At 42.4% G+C, this 21,220-nt stretch carries 24 protein-coding genes; 19 read left to right on the top strand and 5 right to left on the bottom strand.

Annotation, left to right across the window (positions count from 1 at the left end; genetic code table 11):
* Positions 1–66: 66 nt before the first annotated feature.
* The gene (locus tag CW370_RS07805; RefSeq protein ID WP_010886568.1) at positions 67–456 is read left to right on the top strand and encodes a DUF308 domain-containing protein; all 390 of its coding nucleotides are present in this window, start codon (positions 67–69) and stop codon (positions 454–456) included.
* Positions 457–481: 25 nt separating this feature from the next.
* On the opposite strand, the gene ispG is transcribed toward CW370_RS07805, so the two are convergent.
* The 3 genes from ispG to CW370_RS07790 all read right to left on the bottom strand — a co-directional run bounded on the left by ispG (position 482) and on the right by CW370_RS07790 (position 2,893).
* A complete protein-coding gene (ispG, locus tag CW370_RS07800; RefSeq protein WP_010886567.1) occupies positions 482–1,615 on the bottom strand; it encodes a flavodoxin-dependent (E)-4-hydroxy-3-methylbut-2-enyl-diphosphate synthase in 1,134 nt (377 codons plus the stop codon).
* Between the two features lie 122 nt (positions 1,616–1,737).
* Complete coding sequence (locus tag CW370_RS07795) at positions 1,738–2,037, bottom strand: LysM peptidoglycan-binding domain-containing protein (RefSeq protein WP_003230087.1); 300 nt, start codon at positions 2,035–2,037, stop codon at positions 1,738–1,740.
* 94 nt (positions 2,038–2,131) lie between these two features.
* Positions 2,132–2,893 carry a DUF1189 domain-containing protein gene (locus CW370_RS07790; RefSeq protein ID WP_015384107.1) on the bottom strand — a complete coding sequence of 254 codons (762 nt, stop codon included), beginning with the start codon at positions 2,891–2,893 and terminating at the stop codon, positions 2,132–2,134.
* 109 nt (positions 2,894–3,002) lie between these two features.
* Here CW370_RS07790 and CW370_RS07785 point away from each other — a divergent pair, with 109 nt between their 5' ends.
* The 9 genes from CW370_RS07785 (at position 3,003) to pstB (CW370_RS07745) (ending at position 12,500) form a co-directional block, all read left to right on the top strand.
* Positions 3,003–3,485 carry a DUF456 domain-containing protein gene (locus CW370_RS07785; protein ID WP_004398518.1) on the top strand — a complete coding sequence of 161 codons (483 nt, stop codon included), beginning with the start codon at positions 3,003–3,005 and terminating at the stop codon, positions 3,483–3,485.
* Positions 3,486–3,663: 178 nt separating this feature from the next.
* Positions 3,664–4,272 (top strand): superoxide dismutase SodA, encoded by a 609-nt coding sequence (sodA, locus tag CW370_RS07780; RefSeq protein ID WP_004398583.1) that lies wholly within the window; start codon positions 3,664–3,666, stop codon positions 4,270–4,272.
* A 106-nt stretch (positions 4,273–4,378) separates the two neighbouring features.
* Positions 4,379–5,671, top strand: a complete 1,293-nt coding sequence (locus CW370_RS07775; RefSeq protein ID WP_003230095.1) for an MFS transporter — start codon at positions 4,379–4,381, stop codon at positions 5,669–5,671.
* 113 nt (positions 5,672–5,784) lie between these two features.
* Complete coding sequence (pbpA, locus tag CW370_RS07770) at positions 5,785–7,938, top strand: penicillin-binding protein 2A (RefSeq protein WP_024571924.1); 2,154 nt, start codon at positions 5,785–5,787, stop codon at positions 7,936–7,938.
* 154 nt (positions 7,939–8,092) lie between these two features.
* On the top strand, positions 8,093–8,995 hold the full coding sequence (locus CW370_RS07765) for a phosphate ABC transporter substrate-binding protein (protein ID WP_004398774.1): 903 nt from the start codon (positions 8,093–8,095) through the stop codon (positions 8,993–8,995).
* Positions 8,996–9,063: 68 nt separating this feature from the next.
* Positions 9,064–9,993 carry a phosphate ABC transporter permease subunit PstC gene (gene pstC / locus CW370_RS07760; protein ID WP_015714268.1) on the top strand — a complete coding sequence of 310 codons (930 nt, stop codon included), beginning with the start codon at positions 9,064–9,066 and terminating at the stop codon, positions 9,991–9,993.
* Complete coding sequence (gene pstA / locus CW370_RS07755) at positions 9,993–10,877, top strand: phosphate ABC transporter permease PstA (protein WP_024571925.1); 885 nt, start codon at positions 9,993–9,995, stop codon at positions 10,875–10,877. Before pstC ends, pstA begins: the two co-directional genes overlap by 1 nt.
* A 20-nt stretch (positions 10,878–10,897) precedes the next feature.
* Entirely contained in the window at positions 10,898–11,707 is an 810-nt protein-coding gene (pstB, locus tag CW370_RS07750; protein WP_015384102.1) for a phosphate ABC transporter ATP-binding protein PstB, read from the top strand.
* A gap of 10 nt (positions 11,708–11,717) precedes the next feature.
* Positions 11,718–12,500 carry a phosphate ABC transporter ATP-binding protein PstB gene (gene pstB, locus CW370_RS07745; RefSeq protein WP_024571926.1) on the top strand — a complete coding sequence of 261 codons (783 nt, stop codon included), beginning with the start codon at positions 11,718–11,720 and terminating at the stop codon, positions 12,498–12,500.
* A gap of 28 nt (positions 12,501–12,528) precedes the next feature.
* Here the strand turns inward: pstB (CW370_RS07745) and CW370_RS07740 are convergent, their stop codons facing one another.
* Both CW370_RS07740 and CW370_RS07735 read right to left on the bottom strand, forming a co-directional pair.
* Positions 12,529–12,993 (bottom strand): endolytic transglycosylase MltG, encoded by a 465-nt coding sequence (locus tag CW370_RS07740; RefSeq protein WP_024571927.1) that lies wholly within the window; start codon positions 12,991–12,993, stop codon positions 12,529–12,531.
* The gene (locus CW370_RS07735; protein ID WP_014477348.1) at positions 12,990–13,343 is read right to left on the bottom strand and encodes a hypothetical protein; all 354 of its coding nucleotides are present in this window, start codon (positions 13,341–13,343) and stop codon (positions 12,990–12,992) included. Before CW370_RS07735 ends, CW370_RS07740 begins: the two co-directional genes overlap by 4 nt.
* A 179-nt stretch (positions 13,344–13,522) precedes the next feature.
* Here CW370_RS07735 and CW370_RS07730 point away from each other — a divergent pair, with 179 nt between their 5' ends.
* The 9 genes from CW370_RS07730 to CW370_RS07690 all read left to right on the top strand — a co-directional run bounded on the left by CW370_RS07730 (position 13,523) and on the right by CW370_RS07690 (position 21,138).
* Positions 13,523–13,993, top strand: a complete 471-nt coding sequence (locus tag CW370_RS07730; protein WP_024571928.1) for a hypothetical protein — start codon at positions 13,523–13,525, stop codon at positions 13,991–13,993.
* Complete coding sequence (locus tag CW370_RS07725; RefSeq protein ID WP_024571929.1) at positions 13,990–15,069, top strand: glycosyltransferase family 4 protein; 1,080 nt, start codon at positions 13,990–13,992, stop codon at positions 15,067–15,069. Before CW370_RS07730 ends, CW370_RS07725 begins: the two co-directional genes overlap by 4 nt.
* An 83-nt stretch (positions 15,070–15,152) precedes the next feature.
* On the top strand, positions 15,153–15,302 hold the full coding sequence (gene rpmG / locus CW370_RS07720) for a 50S ribosomal protein L33 (protein ID WP_003153056.1): 150 nt from the start codon (positions 15,153–15,155) through the stop codon (positions 15,300–15,302).
* Between the two features lie 85 nt (positions 15,303–15,387).
* Complete coding sequence (locus tag CW370_RS07715) at positions 15,388–15,951, top strand: 5-formyltetrahydrofolate cyclo-ligase (RefSeq protein WP_029946229.1); 564 nt, start codon at positions 15,388–15,390, stop codon at positions 15,949–15,951.
* Positions 15,952–16,017: 66 nt separating this feature from the next.
* On the top strand, positions 16,018–16,191 hold the full coding sequence (locus CW370_RS07710) for a hypothetical protein (protein ID WP_003230126.1): 174 nt from the start codon (positions 16,018–16,020) through the stop codon (positions 16,189–16,191).
* A gap of 89 nt (positions 16,192–16,280) precedes the next feature.
* Entirely contained in the window at positions 16,281–17,804 is a 1,524-nt protein-coding gene (yqgP, locus tag CW370_RS07705) for a rhomboid protease YqgP (protein WP_029946228.1), read from the top strand.
* 109 nt (positions 17,805–17,913) lie between these two features.
* Positions 17,914–18,129, top strand: coding sequence for a YqgQ family protein (locus tag CW370_RS07700; protein WP_004399107.1), 216 nt, complete (start codon positions 17,914–17,916; stop codon positions 18,127–18,129).
* Positions 18,130–18,139: 10 nt separating this feature from the next.
* On the top strand, positions 18,140–19,105 hold the full coding sequence (gene glcK, locus CW370_RS07695; protein ID WP_024573551.1) for a glucose kinase GlcK: 966 nt from the start codon (positions 18,140–18,142) through the stop codon (positions 19,103–19,105).
* A 116-nt stretch (positions 19,106–19,221) separates the two neighbouring features.
* Positions 19,222–21,138 (top strand): LTA synthase family protein, encoded by a 1,917-nt coding sequence (locus tag CW370_RS07690; RefSeq protein WP_003230133.1) that lies wholly within the window; start codon positions 19,222–19,224, stop codon positions 21,136–21,138.
* Positions 21,139–21,220: the final 82 nt, after the last annotated feature.

The raw sequence follows: 21,220 nt of genomic DNA, 5'->3' as shown, positions 1-21,220 counted from the left end.
AGCAAACATGAATCAGGCAAAATGGATCAAACTATAAAAGCTCCTTTAATAAAACAGAAGGGGGAATTGAAGGTGGCAAACGATTACGAAAAGCGTGATAACAACAGTTACTATGTTGATCATGGATCTGAAGGGACAAATATTACCCGCGACAATGACGGTTTTTTTGAGGAAACAGCTGCTGAAATCGCAGAGCCTTATCGTGCTGCTGACCGCAGTAATGACCAAGACAATGATCGCAGCGGCGGCAATGTCAATGAAGGACGGGGAATAGGGTACATCGCTTTAGCCTTGTCCATCATTTCATTGTTTGTACTGCCTGTTTTATTGGGAGCTGCCGGTATTATTGTCGGCTATATCGCAAGAAGAAGAGGTGCTCAAGGCCTTGGAGCCTGGGCAATGGGTATCGGTGTCGTTTCATTAGTGCTTGGAATATTTATTATTCCATTTTTCTAACACAAAAAAGCTTGACGGGTTCCCGTCAAGCTTTTTGTGTTTCTTCTTTTAATTTTGCTTTTTCAGCTTCAAGTTTTGCGTAGTGTTCCTCAGCAAGAATGTCAATTTCTTTTTTGAGTTCTTCTACCATCGTTTCCTCTGGAACCTTACGGACAATTTTCCCTTTCCGGAACAGCAGTCCTTCACCGCGTGCGCCGGCGATTCCGATATCAGCTTCTCTCGCTTCACCAGGTCCGTTTACAGCGCAGCCGAGAACAGCAACTTTAATCGGCGCTTTTATCTTAGAAATATACTCTTCCACTTCATTGGCAATGCTGATTAGATCAATTTCAATACGGCCGCAAGTCGGGCATGAGATGAGCGTGGCAGCATTGGAGGCTAAGCCGAAAGATTTCAGAAGCTCCCTTGCTACTTTTACCTCTTCTACAGGGTCTGCGCTTAGTGAAATGCGCATGGTGTTCCCGATGCCTTTGCTTAAAATGGCGCCGAGTCCTGCTGCGCTCTTTACTGTGCCGGCAAACAGCGTTCCTGACTCGGTGATCCCAAGGTGAAGCGGGTAGTCAAACGCTTTCGCTGCTTTTTCATAAGCCTCGATTGCAAGGTTCACGTCAGAGGCCTTCATGCTGACAATAATATCGTGAAAATCAAGATCCTCAAGAATTTTAATGTGATGAAGTGCGCTTTCTACCATTCCATCGGCAGTCGGATAACCGTATTTTTCTAAAATCCGTTTTTCCAATGAACCGGCGTTTACTCCGATTCTGATCGGAATGCCTTTGTCTTTGGCCGCTTTAACAACCGCTTCAACTTTTTCGCGCCGGCCGATATTGCCGGGGTTGATTCGGATTTTATCTGCGCCGCCTTCAATGGCTTTCAACGCAAGTTTATAATCGAAATGTATGTCAACAACGAGAGGAATGGAAATGCGCTTTTTAATATCCGCAATGGCGTTTGCCGCCCGTTCATCCGGACATGCTACCCGAACGATTTGGCATCCGGCTTCAGCCAAACGGTTAATTTCCGCAACCGTTGCTTCTACATCATGTGTTTTTGTTGTTGTCATGCTTTGGATGACAACTTCATTGTTGCCGCCTATTGTTAAAGGTCCCACTTTGACGGGACGCGTTTTTGTACGATGTGTGATTTCACTCACTTGCAATCGCTCCTTAATTGTAGTTGCCGCTTCTAGATATAACAATTCTAGTATGGTTTATGTGAATTTATTTTACAAATTACATTGTAACAGTGTCTTCGCCGAACTGACAAGAAATTAACGTTAAATTAAGGGTAGACCGGGAATTTATACGCTGTTCCGGCTTGAATGGCGTTAGCTTTCACATTTGGATTCAGTGCTTCAAAATCCTTTACAATGTCATCCGGAGAACCTGCTGATCCGACTATCGACATAACCGTATCACCCGGCTTTACCTTCACCGTTTTATAAGCCGGTTCTTGTACAGCCGTTTTTGCTGATGCTTCATAGACAGGGAGGTCCTGAATGGGTATGGTTCCAATTTTAAGGTCATAAAAAAGAATAAAAAGTATAAAAACAATGCTGCATACTAAGGTGAGACGCTTCATCGCTTTTCCTCCCGTATACGAAATTTTATACCATAGTATGCTTGTCCATTTCGATTCATGACAAAAGAAAAGAGACTGCGAATGCAGCCTCGGTTTATACAGCAGCTTTTTTGGACGGAATCTCTTTTAAAACGAGAAACAGGATGACAAAATTGACAAACCAGTTCAGCAAAAATTCACTTGGTACGGTTGCTTCTAATGCCCGCATGATTGTAAAGAATACAGTTGAAAGGGTGATGGAATAAGCAGAAAGCTTCCAGAGCTGATGATAGGATAAATGTTTTTTCTGCGAATTCTTAATGATTAACCCGATAAGCGCTAAAAACGATACTTCAATAAATTTTCCCGCTGCTGTTACGAGAAAAATAAGAGCTGAGAGAACAGTTACAATCATCGCTTTATTTTGGTTTAACCCTGCAATGACATCTTTTTTCTGTAACTCTGACGGCATCATTGAGTAAGACATTTCTTGGGCTTGTCCGTCAATGGCCAAAACAAATTTGTTCTGAAGGATGCCGATCGCGTTTTGCTTTGCTTCAATTTGTTCAGTGCCATAGGAGTCTGTCGGATCGAACACGATGACGAAACCATTTGCCTGAGATTCCGTGGCTTTTTTCTCATCCGTTTGAAGTTTGCCGTTTGAAATTGTGAAATCAGGGAAATCTTTGTTTAAAACAGTTTTAAAGCCGTTCATTGATTTTACGGTCCCTGTACTTACATAATAAGCGGTAGGGATTGCAAACAGGACAGAGAGCAAAAATACATAAAGAATCGCTTTTCCGATTCCTTGAAATCTTGTTTTTGCAATATCACGGGGAGAGTATGTACTTTTAATGAAAAGCTGAAACACATTCACTATCTTCACTTCCTAGCTAAACTAATATATGTTGCTTATTGTATCGTTGCATGCGTGTGAATACAAGGAAGACATGAAGAAGACAGAGTAAAATGGGAGGATGGAAGCTATGGATATGTTGTATTGGCTGTTAATTGCAGCGGTTTTTATCATTGCCTTTATCGGGCTGGTGTATCCTGTTATTCCGAGCGTAGTATTTATTGTTGCCGGATTTGTATTGTACGGATTTTTATTTTCATTCAGTCCGTATTCTTATATGTTCTGGCTTGTTGAGGCAGTTTTTGCCGCAGTATTATTCGCAGCAGATTACGTGTCGAATCTGCTTGGAGTAAAAAGGTTCGGAGGAAGCAAAGCTGCCATATGGGGAAGCACGATCGGTTTATTAATCGGGCCTTTTGTCATTCCGGTTGCAGGGATCATATTGGGTCCGTTTATCGGGGCTGTTTGCGCAGAACTTATCGTCCATCAGAAGGACTTAAAGTCAGCGTTTAAAATTGGCCTCGGCTCACTCATTGGTTTTTTAACAGGGGTTATTGCAAAGGGTATCATACAGCTTTTGATGATCGGATATTTTTTATGGACGGTCCTATAAGAAATGCTGGCGGCAGGTTTAATGGTGCCGATTATCGGTTAAAGTGAAATATGTCCGCTGAAATGAGCCAAATCGTGAGCTTTTTCATTGATTACAAAGCATTCTTTTGTTACATTGAATGAAGAAAGGCTCGCTGTGAAGCGGCATTTCAGTACATATATACTAAGGAGGAATTATCATGGCTTACGAACTTCCAGAATTACCTTATGCGTACGATGCTTTAGAACCGCATATCGACAAGGAAACTATGACTATTCACCATACGAAACACCACAACACATACGTGACAAATTTAAACAAAGCGGTTGAAGGAAACACTGCTCTTGCCAACAAATCAGTTGAAGAGCTTGTTGCAGATCTTGATTCTGTTCCTGAAAACATCCGCACTGCAGTCCGCAACAACGGCGGCGGACACGCAAACCACAAATTATTCTGGACACTTTTATCTCCGAACGGCGGAGGCGAACCGACTGGCGCGCTTGCTGAAGAGATCAACAGTGTATTTGGAAGCTTTGACAAATTCAAAGAGCAATTCGCAGCAGCAGCAGCTGGACGCTTCGGTTCTGGCTGGGCATGGCTTGTTGTGAACAACGGTAAACTTGAAATCACAAGCACGCCAAACCAAGATTCTCCGCTTTCAGAAGGCAAAACGCCTATCTTAGGTCTTGACGTTTGGGAGCATGCTTACTACCTTAACTATCAAAACCGCCGCCCTGATTACATTTCAGCTTTCTGGAATGTTGTAAACTGGGACGAAGTGGCTCGTCTATACAGCGAAGCAAAATAATGGCACAAACAAGGTCCTCATTATGGGGCCTTGTTTTTTTATGTCTTCTTTTTACATATCTCGGTTTGAGTGAGACAGACTAAGGGATAGTAAAGGGGAGTCAGTAATGAGCAAACTAAAAAAAGTGATAGGCGATGTAGACGTAAACAAAGGGTTACTCTTTCTGCTGACCATTGGCGGGCTTTACTCGCTGGGAATTGCACTGTCCAATACATTTGTTAATGTGTATCTTTGGAAGCAGTCAGGGAAATTTATTGATTTGGCGATATATAATTTATCCATTGTGACAATGCAGCCGATAACCTTTTATTTGGCTGGACGGTTAGCCAAAAAAATAGACAGGGTATTCATTTTAAGGTTCGGCGTCATTTTTTTAGCTGCCTTTTATTTAAGTGTGCTTTTAGCCGGAGAAACGGCGGCCAGCCGCCTCGTGCTAATCGGCGCGGTGCTCGGAGTGGGCTATGGCTTTTATTGGCTAGCGTTTAACGTGCTGACCTTTGAAATAACAGAGCCGGATACGCGAGACTTTTTCAACGGGTTTATGGGCATTCTGTCTTCCTCTGCAGGAATGATCGGCCCGATTGTAGCCGGATTCGTGATCTCAAGGCTTGAAAATAATACGGGTTATACAGTGATTTTCAGTCTCTCCCTCAGTTTATTTGCCCTGGCTGTCGTGATGAGCTTTTTCTTAAAACGGAGAGAATCAAAGGGCCGTTTTATGCTGAGCAAAGTATTTGGAGAGCGCCATAGCAATATGAATTGGCGGAGAATTACGAATGCGCATTTTTTTCAGGGTTTGAGAGAAGGGATTTTTGTCTTTTTAATCAGTGTGTTTGTATTTATTGAGACAAACAGCGAACTTGCTCTCGGTACATTCGGTCTTGTCAATTCAGCTGTTTCCTTCTTTGCCTACTACTTTGCATCCAGGCTGATTAAGAAAAAGGCGAGAAAAAAATCGATTTTGCTGGGCGGACTTATTTTGTATGGCGCGCTGTTTTTGATTCTGTTCCATATGAGCTTTTCGACATTATTAACGTATGGCGTTTTTATTGCCATCGGCTATCCTCTGTTGCTTGTGCCATATGTATCACTTACATATGATGTGATAGGGCGCGCGAGGCATGCCAGAAAAGCAAGAATTGAATATATCGTGCTTAGAGAAATGTTCTTGAATGCCGGCAGAATTGTTTCCATTTTGTGCTTTCTCCTGATCGTGGCCCTTCTGAAAGAGGATGTGGGAATTCCTTTGTCACTTGCGATATTGGGTATAGGACATCCTTTGATTTATTACTTTGTCAAGGATATCCGTTTTAAGGAGAAAGAAGGGGAAAATGAAACCATGGAAGAAGACGGCCAAAAACGGGTAACAGAACCGACCCTGTTAAAAGGCGAGAGATAATTTTTTTGCCAAAAAGGGGTTATCTGTAGAAAAAAGTCGAAAAAACCTTTAAAATGAAAACTGGCACTCTTACTTGAGTGTCTTTTCTTTCTGTAAATAGAAAAGGTGATGTTATGAGGAGAAATAAACCAAAAAAGCAAAATCATAAAGAGAAAAAGAAGTCGCTTCCGATCCGGCTGAATATTTTATTTTTAGCTGCCTTTGTTATATTTACCTGGATTATTGTGGAACTGGGCATCAAGCAGATCGTGCAAGGCGATGATTACAAAAACCAAGCGAATAAGCAGGAACAAAGTGAAGTCAGCTCAGCGGTACCACGCGGGAAAATTTATGATCGAAACTTTAATGCCATTGTGACAAATAAGGCTTTAAATGCAATCACATACACGAGATCTAAATCGACCACGCAAGAACAGCGCTTAAAGATCGCAAAAAAGCTGTCTGACATGATCAAAGTCGATACAAAAAAAGTAACAGAACGGGATAAAAAAGATTATTGGATTTTGACTAGACCGAAAGAAGCAAAAAAGCTCATTAGCTCTAAAGAAAGACAGCAGGTTGAAGACAAAAAAATATCCGATGACGATTTATACCAGCTTCAGCTAAAACGGATTACTGATAAGCAGTTGAATGAATTGACGGATAAAGATATGCAGATCCTCGCTATCAAAAGACAGATGGATTCGGGCTATGCATTGACCCCTCAATATATCAAAAACGAAGATGTATCAGCGAAGGAAATGGCAGTGGTAAGTGAACATTTAGACGAACTGCCAGGTGTTGATGTCACGTCCGATTGGGAACGTGAATATCCGTATAAAAACCTTCTTCGCTCAGTGCTCGGAAGTGTTTCCAGCTCTAATGAAGGATTGCCGTCCAACTTGCTCGAGCATTACCTGTCGCTTGGCTACAGCCGAAATGACAGGGTCGGAAAAAGTTATCTGGAATACCAATATGAAAGCCTTCTGCAGGGCCAAAAAGCCAAAGTCGAAAATATCACAGATTCAAACGGCAATGTCACGGGAACAAAAACGGTATCTGAAGGCAAAGCCGGTAAGGATCTCGTGCTTACGATTGACATTGATTTGCAAAAAGAAGTGGAAAAAATCATTGAGAAGAACCTCAAATCTGCTAAAGCAAGACCAAGCACGCAATTGTTAGACCGGGCATTCGTTGTGATGATGGACCCAAGAAACGGTGAAGTGCTTTCAATGGCGGGCAAGCAGATTAAACAAGAAAATGGGAAATATAAAATTGATGATTACGCTTTAGGTACAATGACGTCATCTTACGCCATGGGTTCAGCGGTCAAAGGCGCAACAGTCTTGACAGGCCTTCAAACCGGAGCCATCAATCTGAATACAGTTTTTCAGGATGAACCATTGTATATCGGCAGTCAGGATAAACGCGGTAAAAAGTCATGGACTAACTTAGGACCGGTCAATATTCAAAGAGCCTTAGAGCAGTCTTCCAACGTATTTATGTTTAAAACTGCGATCGCGCTCGGAAAAGGTGAATATAAACCGCACCAGGCTTTACCGATTGATACGACGGCCTTTGATACTTTCCGTAATTACTTCAGCCAATTTGGACTGGGTGTCAAAACTGGAATTGATCTTCCGAATGAAATGACAGGCTATAAAGGAACAGACAGATTGACGGGATTCTTGCTTGACTATGCGATCGGCCAATACGACACGTATACACCGCTGGAACTTGCGCAATACGTATCAACGATTGCAAACGGCGGATATCGCTTAAAGCCTCAGCTTGTAAAGGAAGTCAGAGAACCTGATGCTAAAAGAGGGATCGGTGCTGTCGTACAATCCGTTCAGCCGGAAGTGCTGAATAAAATCGACATGAAGAGTGAATATATTAAAGAGGTTCAGGCCGGATTCAGACGGGTGATGACAAAAGGGACAGCTGCCAGTCAATTTGCTTCAGCGTCATATCAGCCTGCCGGTAAAACAGGAACAGCACAATCGTTCTATGATGGACCTGATAAATCAAAAACAGGAACATCGACTTATAATACGACACTTGTTGCCTATGCACCGGCTGATAATCCTGAGATTGCGATCTCTGTAGTAGTCCCTTGGGCTTATATTGATTACAGCGCTAAATATACCATTACAAACGAAATCGGCAGGGAAGTAATGGATAAATATTTTGAGCTGAAATCGAAGCAGGACAAAGAAGATACTCAGCAAAAGAATAAAAACAAAATCGAAGAAAATGCAGAAAACACAACGTCTTCTGATAACTAAAAAGAAACGCTCACATGATGTGGGCGTTTTTTTTATACAAAAAAACGCACGGATTTACAAAACCTTAACATTCGGTTCAAACCCTTTTTACATAGAACCTTTACTCTATACGTGTAGGACAAATTACACATTATACGCAGGGGGAATTCAGGAAATGAAAAAAAACAAATTGGTGCTTATGCTTCTGATGGCTGCTTTTATGATGATTGCAGCTGCATGCGGAAATGCAGGAGAAAGTAAAAAATCGAATAGCGATTCTGCAAAAGGAGAAGAAAAGGCATCAGGTTCTTTAACCATTTCTGGTTCATCGGCTATGCAGCCACTAGTACTTGCAGCCGCGGAAAAATTTATGGAAGAAAACCCTGATGCTGATATACAGGTACAAGCTGGCGGTTCTGGAACAGGGCTTTCTCAAGTCTCTGAAGGAGCTGTTCAGATCGGGAATTCAGACGTTTTTGCTGAAGAAAAAGAAGGCATCGATGCAAAAGCGCTTGTCGATCATCAAGTCGCTGTAGTTGGTATGGCAGCAGCTGTAAACCCTGATGCTGGTGTGAAGGATATTTCAAAAGATGAATTGAAAAAAATCTTCACTGGCAAAATCAAAAACTGGAAAGAGCTCGGCGGCAAAGACCAAAAGATTACACTTGTAAACCGTCCTGATTCTTCTGGCACACGTGCTACATTTGTGAAATATGCGCTTGACGGAGCGGAGCCTGCAGAAGGCATTACTGAAGATTCCTCCAACACGGTGAAAAAGATCATTGCTGATACTCCGGGAGCGATTGGATATCTTGCATTCTCATATTTAACAGATGACAAAGTAACTGCTCTATCTATTGACGGTGTTAAACCTGAAGCGAAAAATGTAGCAACTGGCGAGTATCCGATCTGGGCTTATCAGCATTCTTATACAAAAGGTGAAGCGACAGGTTTAGCTAAAGAATTTCTTGATTATCTAAAGAGTGAAGACATTCAAAAAAGCATTGTTACTGACCAAGGCTACATTCCGGTTACTGATATGAAAGTGACACGCGATGCCAACGGGAAGCAAAGCTGATCTTAATAAAAAGAGGAGTGCGGGGACAACCGTTTCTCCTCTTAACACATTCATAGGAGTGTAAAACAATGATAAACAATAGAGAAAATATGTCTGTGAGCGAGCGTTTAATCAGCTCAAGGCAAAATCGGCAATTGGATGAAGTTCGGGGAAGAATGATTGTGACAGCATGTGCGCTGATTATGATTGCGGCATCTGTTGCGATCACCATTTTCCTCGGCGTGAAGGGGCTGCAATCTTTTCTTGTAAATGGTGTAAGCCCAATTGAATTCTTAACGAGCTTAAATTGGAATCCTACAGATACTGATCCGAAATACGGAGTGCTGCCATTTATTTTTGGCTCATTTGCAGTAACGATTCTTTCTGCTCTAATCGCTGCGCCGCTTGGCATTGCAGGTGCGATTTTTATGACAGAGATTGCCCCGAATTGGGGAAAGAAAGTGCTGCAGCCGGTGATTGAGCTTTTAGTCGGTATTCCATCTGTTGTTTATGGATTCATAGGTCTTACAGTATTGGTGCCGTTTATCGCCCAGTTCAAATCGAGCGGAACAGGGCACAGTTTATTGGCGGGAACGATTGTCCTTTCCGTCATGATTCTGCCGACGATCACATCGATTTCTGCTGATGCAATGGCTTCTCTTCCGAAGAGTTTACGAGAGGGTTCTTACGCGCTTGGTGCGACAAGATGGCAGACGATCAGAAAAGTACTTGTGCCTGCAGCTTTTCCAACATTGATGACAGCTGTTGTGTTAGGCATGGCTCGGGCGTTCGGTGAAGCTTTGGCTGTTCAGATGGTCATTGGAAATACAAGAGTATTGCCGGAAAGCCTGTTTGATACTGCGGGAACGCTGACAACGATCATCACGCTGAATATGGGCCACACCACATACGGAAGTGTTGAAAACAATACGCTGTGGTCAATGGGGCTTGTGCTTCTGGTGATGTCATTCTTGTTCATCCTGCTTATTCGCTACTTGTCATCTAGGAGGAAAGTGTAATGAACCGCAAAATAACAGATAAACTGGCGACCGGAATGTTTGGTTTGTGTGCAGCCATTATCGCTGCCATTTTAGTAGGTTTGTTTTCCTATATTATTATAAACGGTGTTTCTCAGCTCAGTTTTCAATTTATTACAACAAAATCGAGCGCCATTGCAGCTGGAGGAGGCATACGAGATCAGCTGTTTAACTCCTTTTATATTTTGTTTATTACAATGCTGATTACAATCCCGCTCGGTGTGGGCGGCGGGGTCTTCATGGCTGAATACGCGCCTAATAACAAAGTAACTGACTTCATCAGAACATGTATAGAGGTGCTTTCATCTCTTCCGTCTATTGTCATTGGAATGTTTGGATTATTGATGTTTGTCAACTTAACAGGCTGGGGATATACGATCATAGGCGGAGCGCTTGCGTTAACTGTTTTTAACCTTCCTGTCATGGTGCGTGTGACAGAAGACGCGATCCGTTCAGTCCCTAAAGATCTGAAGGATGCATCTCTCGCTTTAGGTGTATCACGCTGGCATACCGTAAAAACGGTTTTAATTCCAAGTGCGATTCCTTCTATTATCACAGGAGCAATTTTAGCGTCAGGAAGGGTGTTCGGGGAAGCGGCCGCATTATTATTTACGGCAGGCCTGACAACACCGCGTCTTAATTTTACGGAGTGGAACCCGTTTTCGGAAACATCACCGCTTAATATTTTCAGGCCCGCTGAAACACTTGCGGTCCACATTTGGAACGTCAATACACAAGGAATGATTCCGGATGCTGAAGCGATTGCAAACGGTGGTTCTGCCGTGCTGGTGATTTCTGTTCTTGTGTTTAATCTCGCAGCGAGATGGCTTGGCACGATGATATACAAAAAGCTTACGGCAAATTAGAACGGAAAGAGGCGAAAAACATGTCTGAACAAATGGTAAAAGAAAAACCTGAGCGAGCTGTTATTGTTCCGAAGCAGAACCACGTGCTTGAGGTCAAAGATCTGTCTATTTTTTACGGAAATAAACAAGCCGTTCATCATGTAAACATGGATATTGAAAAAAATGCGGTGACTGCTTTAATTGGGCCGTCGGGATGCGGAAAATCTACTTTTTTGAGAAATATTAACCGAATGAATGATTTAATTCCATCTGCAAGAGCGGAAGGTGAAATCCTTTATGAAGGATTAAATATATTGGGCGGCAATATTAACGTTGTCAGCTTGAGAAGAGAAATCGGAATGGTTTTTCAAAAACCGAATCCATTTCCGAAATCGATCTATGCGAATATCACACATGCATTGAAATATGCCGGAGAGCGGAATAAAGCTGTTTTGGATGAAATTGTGGAAGAAAGTTTAACAAAAGCAGCGCTCTGGGATGAGGTGAAGGATCGTTTACATTCATCCGCACTCTCGTTATCCGGCGGCCAGCAGCAGCGTTTATGCATCGCGAGAACGCTTGCGATGAAGCCGGCTGTTCTTCTGCTTGATGAACCAGCTTCAGCGCTTGATCCGATTTCAAATGCAAAAATAGAGGAATTAATTACAGGATTGAAAAGAGAATACTCAATTATTATTGTCACGCACAATATGCAGCAGGCTCTGCGGGTTTCTGACCGGACGGCATTCTTTTTAAACGGCGAGCTTGTAGAATACGGACAGACCGAACAGATTTTCACGAGTCCGAAAAAGCAAAAGACAGAGGATTATATTAACGGGAAATTCGGATAGGAGGGCGGCAATGAGTATTGCTACCGAAGCTGTAATGAAACAGGAAGTCTATCAAGTCAATGGAATGAACTTATGGTATGGACAGCATCATGCTTTAAAAAATATCAATTTGAGCATTTATGAAAATGAGGTTACGGCGATTATCGGGCCATCCGGATGCGGGAAATCGACCTTTATCAAGACATTGAATTTAATGATTCAAATGACGCCGAATGTAAAGCTTGCAGGTGAGCTGAACTATAATGGCAGCAACATTTTAAAGGATAAAGTGGACATCGTGGATTTGCGAAAAAATATCGGAATGGTATTCCAAAAAGGGAATCCGTTTCCGCAATCTATTTTTGATAATGTGGCTTACGGACCGAGAGTCCACGGCACCAAAAATAAGAAGAAGCTTCAGGAAATTGTGGAAAAGTCATTAAAAGACGTGGCGTTATGGGATGAGGTGAAGGATCGATTGCATACGTCCGCTCTTTCGCTGTCAGGGGGCCAGCAGCAGCGTCTTTGCATCGCCAGAGCACTTGCGACCAATCCTGATATTTTGCTGATGGATGAACCGACATCTGCACTAGATCCAATCTCAACGAGAAAAATTGAAGAACTCATTCTAGAGCTGAAAAATAAATACACAATTGTCATTGTCACGCATAACATGCAGCAGGCAGCAAGGATTTCTGATCAAACCGCCTTTTTCTACATGGGCGAGCTTGTTGAATGCGACAATACGAATAAAATGTTCTCTAACCCGAAGGACCAAAGAACGCTCGATTACATTTCAGGAAAGTTTGGATGAAAAAAACAGGCTGAGTCAGCCTGTTTTTTTATCGTGTTAACGTTTTTACGATTTTTTTGAAACTCATGTCTGATTTTACTTTAAACTCGCCGGCACGAATTTCTTTGTGATAGCCGGCATCAATGACGTAGTCATTAAAGTCTTGAGCCGAGGAGATAATGCCCTCTTTTTCAAGAATAGCAGATACATCCGCCGTGCTCATGCCGTCTTTAATGGTGAGCTTGTAGGTTTTGACTTTGTCTGATTTCGTGTCTGAGCCGCTGTCATTGTTTAAGGATTTCTCTTTTGAATCGAGAAGTTTTTGATATTCATCACGGTTGACAGAAACCAATTTTTTAGAATCAAGATAATTGTTCACGTCTTGTTCGGTTACTGTTTTATTTTCTTTTACAGCAGCGGCCTGGTCTTCGTCAGTCAGATAAAAAACAGCTGCAAGAACGGCTGTCGCTAAAATGATGCCGCCAGCAAATGCCTGAATGCCCCGTTTTGTCATACGAGCACCTTCTCATTATCCTTGATAATCGTATTCACGTCTTCCACTGATACATGCTCAGCTTTAGCAATCGCTTCAGCTGACATACCGTTATTATATTTAGAAAGTATTTGTTTAGCGATTTTTTGATTGATGTCGCTCTGCTTTGATTTGCGAATGACAAGGTTTGTTTCCAGTAATTCTTCCTCAAGCACTGTCATTTTCTTTTTGAGCTTGTAAATTTCCTGCATCGCAGAAAGCTGCAGTGTTTCGAGCTCCTGTTCTACATCTTTCATCGGGTCTCTTTGAGAATATGAGAATGCAATTAGCGCTATACTGACGATAAACAACGCAATAATAGCAATTTCCACGTTTCATCACCTTCTATTCTTTTTTTATCCTTCTTTTTTATACCATAAAACCAATAGTTTCTAAAGGAATTCGCGAAAAAAACGAGATTTTGTCGAGAAATCTTTCTTTGCTTCTTCTTTATGTAATGGTTTAATAGGAACACGAAGTGAACGATTGGAAAGGAGAATGTTAGGAGTCCATGGATAAACACCCATTTCCCTATAATATACGACATAAGCTTTCCTTTTTTAGGGACACATTCGACATGATCATTCAAAACGCTCACACCCTGACCGTAAGCTGGGAAATCTCAGAAGAAACAATGCGGCTGGCTGAAGCGGTCCTTTTCGAAAAAACGCAGGATATGATAAAAGAATTGCGCATTGTCATCAAAAGAAAAGACATTGAAGCTGTCAGTACAAAACGCACAACGTATGATAAAGGCGAATGGACGATTAGACAGGCGGCTGGTGATGCTGTATATCGGGCTGAATACAGAATTGTGAATTCAATGAATGTCTCTCTCAAGCTTGCCGATACAGACGACATCTACCTTGATGAAAATGGGATTCGTCATATAAACAGTTTTCAGATTGAAGAAGCGCACACCAGTTGGGAGGCGCAATTTTCTGCATACACCTGTTATGAGAGAGGGGAAAAAGAACGGTGAACATTCTCATGCTTTCACCCGAACATCCCGATGAGCCGAAAAGCGGGCTCGGTGTCCATTTAAACCGCCTCATTTCCTATTTAAAACCTCAAATCAACATTACGGTTTGTACTCCGAGCGGGCAGCTGTTTTCGTATGCGAAGTTTGAAGATTACATAGCTGATGCTAACTTTACAATGGTTCGCCATGTGTTATCACACAATAAACGCTTTGATCTGATTCATGCCCATGATGACACAACTGCCCCTGCCGCCCAGTATTTGAAACAACGGCTTGGCCTTCCGCTTGCTGCGACAATCCACGGTCTTGAAAGAGAAAGGAAGAAGGTGTGCCGAGAAGCCCCACACCCTTACAGGCTCAAGACCGAACGGCTCCTTATAGAGTCCGCTGATGCTTTGATCGTATTAAGCACATTTATGAAGCGGTCTCTTGATAAGGCGTCACATAAAAAATTAACCGTTATCCCGAGCCCTGCATCTATGGAGGAAGAGAAGGGGAAAATACCAAGAAGCATGAATAGAAGATTCCTCTTTTCATATGGAAGGTTTGTTCCGGAAAAAGGATTTTCGCAGCTGTTAAAGGTGTTTGCCATCTTGAAGCAGCGTCAGCCAGACCTCTATCTAGTGCTGGCTGGGGAGGGGCCGTCTCTGTCCTGCTATGAGAAATTGGCTGCGGCATATAACCTGAAGGATCGCGTCATGTTCCTGCCGTTTCTCAATAGGAAAGACATCAGAACGTTACTGTCTCACTGTGAAATGGCTGTTTTCCCTAGTACTTATGAACCGTTTGGGCTTGCCGCGCAAGAAAGCATGGAACAAGGTGTGCTGACTGTCGTTTCTCAGTCGGGTGGTTTTTGTGATTATGCCGTTCATGACAAAACGGCAATCATCGCTGATTTTACGCTCGTACAGGAAGCGGCTGATCTGCTGGACAGCTTTTTAAAAGACTGGGAGAAAGCCCGCCGGATAAAAGAAGCTGGCAGACAACAAGTGTTCAAGCTCCACCATCCCCGACTCATTATGTCATCATATTTGCAGCTTTATGAGCGTATCTTCAATAATTCAGCAATTCATTGAAAAACAGCCTAGCATTCCGTCCATTATAGTGGTATTATATATAAGTCTGAATAAGTAAATGATTTTAGTTTGGAGGGAAAATAATGCGCGTTAATATTACTTTGGCTTGCACTGAATGTGGTGAGCGTAACTATATTTCTAAAAAGAACAAACGCAACAATCCAGACCGCGTTGAATTTAAAAAATATTGCCCACGTGATAAAAAATCTACGTTACACCGTGAAACAAAATAACAGCTTTGCTGTTTGAGGTGTAAGAAAAAAGCCAGAGCTTTGAAAAAGGTTCTGGCTTTTTTTCTATTCCGAGGGGGGATGAGAGATGAAATCACAATTAAGAAAAAAGACGCTGGAGGCACTGTCTGCTTTATCAAATGAAGATCTGCTTCAAAAAACGGAACGTATGTATAAGTACTTGTTTTCTCTGCCGGAGTGGCAAAATGCCTGCACCATTGCGGTCACCATCTCCAGAGGATTAGAGATACCGACGCGTCCTGTCATTGAGCAGGCTTGGGAAGAAGGGAAACAAGTTTGCATCCCAAAATGCCATCCGGACACGAAGAAAATGCAATTTCGGACATATCAGACTGATGATCAGCTTGAAACCGTTTACGCCGGACTGCTCGAGCCGGTAATTGAAAAAACAAAAGAAGTAAACCCATCACAAATTGACTTGGTGATCGTTCCAGGTGTTTGTTTTGATGTTAACGGGTTTAGGGTCGGCTTTGGAGGCGGCTATTATGATCGCTATTTAAGTGCATATGAAGGGAAGACCGTCTCTTTGCTTTTGGAGTGCCAGTTGTTTGCGCACGTACCCAGTCTGCCGCATGACATCCCGGTACATAAGCTGATAACAGAGGATCGGATCATTTCTTGTTTTTCATAACTTTCCTGTCCCTGATTCGAGAATAAATAAGGCAGAATAACAAACCCTATTGGCAGGAGGGATATAATGAAAAAACTTTTGATATATGCCATTTTCGCTGTTTCTGCCGTCATGTTTTATCAAAATCGCTACCGTCTTATGAATACTGTACTCAGCCAGCCAGGAATCAGGCGGTCTTTTATCCATTTGTTTTTAAGAATTCCATTTATCCGCAATAAGTTTATACAACAAGCTTTCTAAAATCCCGTGAAAAACGGGATTTTTTGCTTTCAGTAGGCGTTTCGGAGCGCCAGCTGTTATAATGAAAAAAAACTATTGGAGCGGTAAACATGTTTTTGCTGGAGTATACATATTGGAAAATTGCGGCGCACCTGGTGAATAGCGGGTATGGCGTCATACAAGCCGGTGAGTCAGATGAAATATGGCTGGAAGCGCCGGACAAGTCCTCTCATGATCTAGTTCGTCTTTATAAGCACGATCTTGATTTCCGTCAAGAAATGGTTAGAGACATCGAAGAGCAGGCCGAACGAGTAGAACGAGTCAGGCATCAATTGGGCAGACGAAGGATGAAGCTGCTGAATGTGTTTTTTTCAACGGAAGCCCCTGTTGATGACTGGGAAGAGATTGCAAAAAAAATGTTTGAGAAGGGAACTGTGTCAGTTGAGCCGGCGATCGTTAGAGGAACGATGCTTCGAGATGATCTTCAAGCGGTTTTTCCATCATTTCGTACAGAAGATTGTACAGAGGAACACGCTTCGTTTGAAGACGCGCAAATGGCGCGAGAACGCTTCCTTTCGCTAGTGCTGAAACAAGAAGAACAGAGAAAAACTGAAGCGGCGGTTTTTCAAAACGGAAAACCGATTTTTACATATTTATTTATTGCGCTTCAGATCCTGATGTTTTTCTTGCTCGAAATAAACGGAGGCAGCACTAATACGGAGACGCTGGTCGCTTTTGGAGCAAAGGAAAACAGCCTGATTGCACAAGGAGAATGGTGGCGGCTTCTGACACCGATTGTGCTTCACATCGGCATAGCGCATTTAGCCTTTAATACGCTGGCTTTATGGTCGGTTGGTACAGCGGTTGAGCGGATGTATGGATCGGGGAGATTTTTGCTGATTTATCTGGCTGCTGGCATTACGGGTTCGATTGCGAGTTTTGTGTTCAGCCCGTATCCTTCGGCAGGGGCATCAGGAGCCATATTCGGATGCTTAGGCGCATTACTGTATGTTGCTTTGTCTAATCGAAAAATGTTTTTAAGAACCATAGGAACCAATATTATTGTCATTATTATCATCAATCTGGGCTTTGGTTTTGCGGTTTCGAATATTGATAATTCAGGACATATCGGCGGCTTGATTGGCGGCTTTTTCGCTGCAGCAGCACTGGGGTTGCCTAAAGCCGGAGCCTTTGGAAAAAGATTGTTGTCAGCGGTTTTGCTGATTGTCTTGGCTGTTGGATTTTTATATTACGGATTGCATTCACCTTCACACCAGGAGTCAGCGCTGATTCAGCAGGCAAGCGAGCTGTATCAGGAAGGAAAGTATGAAGAAGTAACAGAATTGCTGAACGGAGAAGCAGCGCAAAAAGATGCCTCTGCCGATCTTTTGAAAATTCTTGCTGTATCTGATATTAAAATCGGCGAATATGATCAGGCGGTTTTCCATTTGGAACGAGCAGTGAAAAAAGAACCTAAAGACCATGCCGCATATTACTATTTAGCCTTATTGTATGCGGAAAAAAATGAGCTTGTACAAGCAGAAAAGGCCATCAGGTTGGCTTTAAAATTGGAGCCGAAGGAGCAGCGCTACAAGGAGCTGCAGCAACAAATTGAAAACAATAAAGAATCATAAAGGTGGAATATGGAAAGGGAGCTGGCTTTTTTGTCAGCGTTTTCTTCTTGACTGACCGCTTCCTTATGAATACGCTTATGATAGTTAAGTTCAAGAAATGGTGAGGAAAATGAATACATTTTATGATGTGCAGCAGCTGTTAAAAACGTTTGGCCACATTGTTTATTTTGGAGACAGAGAGCTTGAAATTGAGTTTATGCTGGATGAATTAAAGGAATTATACATGAACCACATGATTGAAAAGGAGCAGTGGGCCAGAGCGGCAGCTGTCCTTCGAAAAGAATTAGAACAAACAAAAAACGGAAGAGATTTTTATAAAGGCTAAGGTGATAAAAATGGACGAGATATGGTTTGCAGGCATTGACCTGGGAGGAACGACGATTAAACTCGCTTTTATTAATCAATATGGCGAAATTCAGCATAAGTGGGAAGTTCCGACTGATAAAACCGGCGACACGATTACTGTCGCAATTGCAAAAACAATCGACAGCAAGCTGGATGAGCTGCAAAAACCGAAGCACATCATCAAATACATCGGAATGGGTGCACCAGGCCCTGTAGATATGGCGGCAGGAGTTGTTTATGAAACAGTAAATCTAGGGTGGAAAAATTATGCTTTGAAAAACCATCTGGAGACAGAAACCGGCATCCCAGCTGTTATAGAAAATGACGCGAATATTGCTGCGCTCGGGGAAATGTGGAAGGGAGCGGGTGATGGCGCAAAAGACGTCATTCTCGTGACGCTTGGCACAGGAGTTGGCGGCGGCATCATTGCAAATGGTGAAATTGTACATGGCATAAATGGCGCCGGCGGAGAAATCGGCCATATTTGCAGCATCCCTGAAGGCGGAGCGCCCTGCAACTGCGGCAAAACGGGCTGTATCGAAACAATTGCGTCAGCAACCGGAATTGTAAGAATTGCAAAAGAAAAAATAGCAAATGCTAAAAAGACGACACGTTTAAAAGCAACCGAACAATTGTCAGCGCGGGATGTGTTTGAAGCGGCGGGTGAAAATGATGAAATTGCCCTTGAGGTGGTTGATTATGTAGCCAAGCATCTTGGTTTGGTGCTCGGAAATTTGGCAAGCTCGCTTAATCCGTCCAAAATCGTTCTTGGCGGCGGCGTATCGAGAGCCGGAGAACTGCTGAGATCAAAAGTTGAGAAAACATTCCGCAAATGCGCGTTTCCGCGGGCAGCCCAAGCTGCTGATATTTCAATCGCAGCACTTGGAAATGATGCCGGCGTTATCGGAGGCGCTTGGATCGCTAAAAATGAATGGCTTAAACATCAAAATTGTTAAAATTGTGTAAATGAAATTGATTTTTTGTTGTGCTCAGGTTAAGATTTAATTTGATGTGTTAATGAGAATGTTGGGAATAGACTGATTTTTTTGAGCGTGCTGCATAGGAGGTTGAAATGCGAAAAACGTTTTTTTCGAAGATTTCATTTATGCTGATTGCCATTTTATTGATGTGGCTGAAAACGTATGCTGTTTACAAAACCAGTTTTCATATTAAAATCGACAATCTAACACAGGAATTTATTCTGTTTATCAACCCATTGAGTTTTTTGTTGCTTATTTTTGGCCTCAGCCTGTTTTTAAAAGGCAAAAACAGAAATCGCTACATTATCGCGATGAGCTGTCTTGTCACGTTTGTATTGCTGGCAAATATGGTTTTTTACCGTTTTTACAATGATTTCTTAACAATCCCTGTTCTTTTTCAAACGAGCAATATGGGGGATCTCGGAAGCAGCATCGGAACACTTCTTGAGCCGACAGACCTCCTATTAGCTGTAGATATTGCGGTTTTAATATGGCTTCACATCCGGCAAAAAGCTTTTCAATCGGACATTCCCTCAACGAAAAATGAACGGGCGGCTTATTTTTTGTTCGTTGCTTCTGTTTATTTCTTCAACCTGGGCTTGTCTGAGGCGGAAAGACCTCAGCTATTGACACGCTCATTTGACAGAGAAATGCTTGTTAAAAACATTAGCCTGTTTAATTTTCATATTTACGATGGCGTTCTTCAGTCAAAGCAATCTGCACAGAGAGCGTTGGCAGACAGCAACAGCCTGACGGAAATTGAAAACTACGTAACCGCTAATGCGAAGGATGCCAACAAACGCTTATTCGGCGCTGCAAAAGGAAGGAACGTCATTCTCGTATCCTTAGAGTCGACGCAAAGCTTCGTGATTAATGAAAAATTGAATGGAGAAGAAATCACGCCTTTTCTGAATGACTTTATAAAACAGAGCTACAACTTTAATAATGTTTACCACCAAACAGGCCAGGGGAAAACCTCGGATTCTGAATTTATCGTGGACAATTCACTGTATCCGCTTGGACGAGGTGCCGTGTTTTTTACGAATGCGGGCAATCAATATATGGCCGCTCCAGAAATTTTGAAAAACAGCGGATACTATTCAGCGGTGCTCCACGCTAATAATAAGAGCTTTTGGAATCGTGATTTAATGTACGACTCATTTGGATATGATTCGTTTTTTGATATTAACTCGTATGATGTAACTGACGAAAATTCAGTCGGCTGGGGACTGAAGGATAAAGAATTTTTTGAGCAGTCTTCAGAGCTGATGAAAAATCTGCCTCAGCCGTTTTACTCGAGGCTGATTACACTGACGAACCACTTCCCTTTTGATCTTGATGAAGAGGATCAATTGATTGATGAATATGATTCAAGCAGCCAGACGCTAAATAAATATTTTCCGACAGTGCGTTATCAGGATGAGGCGCTGAAACGGTTTATCGAAAAGCTGAAGGAAGACGGATTATACGACAACTCTGTAATTGTATTGTACGGTGACCATTATGGTATATCAGAAAACCATAATGAAGCGATGGGGCAGTTTTTAGGAAAAGAAATAACTCCATTTGAAGAGGTACAGCTCCAAAAAGTGCCGCTGGTCATTCATATTCCGGGTATTACTGATAAAAAGCCGCAAACCATTGAAACAGTAGGCGGGCAGATTGATATCAGGCCGACGCTGATGAATCTTTTAGGGATTGATACGAAAGATCAAATTCAATTCGGCAACGATCTGCTTTCAGACGAAAAACTGGACTTTACGGTGCTTCGGGACGGGAGTTTTATCACAGATCAGGTTGTTTATACAGACGGTGCGTGTTATGACAAAGAGACGGGAAAACCGTTAGAAGAGACAAAACAATGTGAAGCATTTGCTGATAAAGCAAAACAGGAGCTATCACTTTCTGATGAAATCATTTATGGGGATTTGTTGCGATTTTATGATCAGAAAAGGCTGGACAATTCGTCAAAACGGAAAGAAAAACAAATGCTTGATCAGGCATCGTAATCACAATGTCTCCCGCGTCAAAGTGAGCGGGAGGCTTTCTTTTTTTTAATACGCTGTCATATAGTAACAAAAAAGGGGGATG

Origin of the sequence: Bacillus sp. SN32 (assembly GCF_002837495.1) — a bacterium.
GTDB classification, from domain to species: Bacteria; Bacillota; Bacilli; order Bacillales; family Bacillaceae; genus Bacillus; species Bacillus subtilis.
Note: the sequence above shows the minus strand (reverse complement) of the source record. Positions and strands in the feature narration are given on the sequence as shown.

What these genes read in the sequence shown, in the direction of transcription:
- CW370_RS07795 (WP_003230087.1), bottom strand. Translation starts at nt 2,037, where the DNA reads ATGAAGCGTCTCACCTTAGTATGCAGCATTGTTTTTATACTTTTTATT.
- CW370_RS07785 (WP_004398518.1), top strand. Translation starts at nt 3,003, where the DNA reads ATGGATATGTTGTATTGGCTGTTAATTGCAGCGGTTTTTATCATTGCC.
- sodA (WP_004398583.1), top strand. Translation starts at nt 3,664, where the DNA reads ATGGCTTACGAACTTCCAGAATTACCTTATGCGTACGATGCTTTAGAA.
- CW370_RS07775 (WP_003230095.1), top strand. Translation starts at nt 4,379, where the DNA reads ATGAGCAAACTAAAAAAAGTGATAGGCGATGTAGACGTAAACAAAGGG.
- pbpA (WP_024571924.1), top strand. Translation starts at nt 5,785, where the DNA reads ATGAGGAGAAATAAACCAAAAAAGCAAAATCATAAAGAGAAAAAGAAG.
- CW370_RS07765 (WP_004398774.1), top strand. Translation starts at nt 8,093, where the DNA reads ATGAAAAAAAACAAATTGGTGCTTATGCTTCTGATGGCTGCTTTTATG.
- pstC (WP_015714268.1), top strand. Translation starts at nt 9,064, where the DNA reads ATGATAAACAATAGAGAAAATATGTCTGTGAGCGAGCGTTTAATCAGC.
- pstA (WP_024571925.1), top strand. Translation starts at nt 9,993, where the DNA reads ATGAACCGCAAAATAACAGATAAACTGGCGACCGGAATGTTTGGTTTG.
- pstB (WP_015384102.1), top strand. Translation starts at nt 10,898, where the DNA reads ATGTCTGAACAAATGGTAAAAGAAAAACCTGAGCGAGCTGTTATTGTT.
- pstB (WP_024571926.1), top strand. Translation starts at nt 11,718, where the DNA reads ATGAGTATTGCTACCGAAGCTGTAATGAAACAGGAAGTCTATCAAGTC.
- CW370_RS07740 (WP_024571927.1), bottom strand. Translation starts at nt 12,993, where the DNA reads ATGACAAAACGGGGCATTCAGGCATTTGCTGGCGGCATCATTTTAGCG.
- CW370_RS07730 (WP_024571928.1), top strand. Translation starts at nt 13,523, where the DNA reads ATGGATAAACACCCATTTCCCTATAATATACGACATAAGCTTTCCTTT.
- rpmG (WP_003153056.1), top strand. Translation starts at nt 15,153, where the DNA reads ATGCGCGTTAATATTACTTTGGCTTGCACTGAATGTGGTGAGCGTAAC.
- CW370_RS07715 (WP_029946229.1), top strand. Translation starts at nt 15,388, where the DNA reads ATGAAATCACAATTAAGAAAAAAGACGCTGGAGGCACTGTCTGCTTTA.
- CW370_RS07710 (WP_003230126.1), top strand. Translation starts at nt 16,018, where the DNA reads ATGAAAAAACTTTTGATATATGCCATTTTCGCTGTTTCTGCCGTCATG.
- yqgP (WP_029946228.1), top strand. Translation starts at nt 16,281, where the DNA reads ATGTTTTTGCTGGAGTATACATATTGGAAAATTGCGGCGCACCTGGTG.
- CW370_RS07700 (WP_004399107.1), top strand. Translation starts at nt 17,914, where the DNA reads ATGAATACATTTTATGATGTGCAGCAGCTGTTAAAAACGTTTGGCCAC.
- glcK (WP_024573551.1), top strand. Translation starts at nt 18,140, where the DNA reads ATGGACGAGATATGGTTTGCAGGCATTGACCTGGGAGGAACGACGATT.
- CW370_RS07690 (WP_003230133.1), top strand. Translation starts at nt 19,222, where the DNA reads ATGCGAAAAACGTTTTTTTCGAAGATTTCATTTATGCTGATTGCCATT.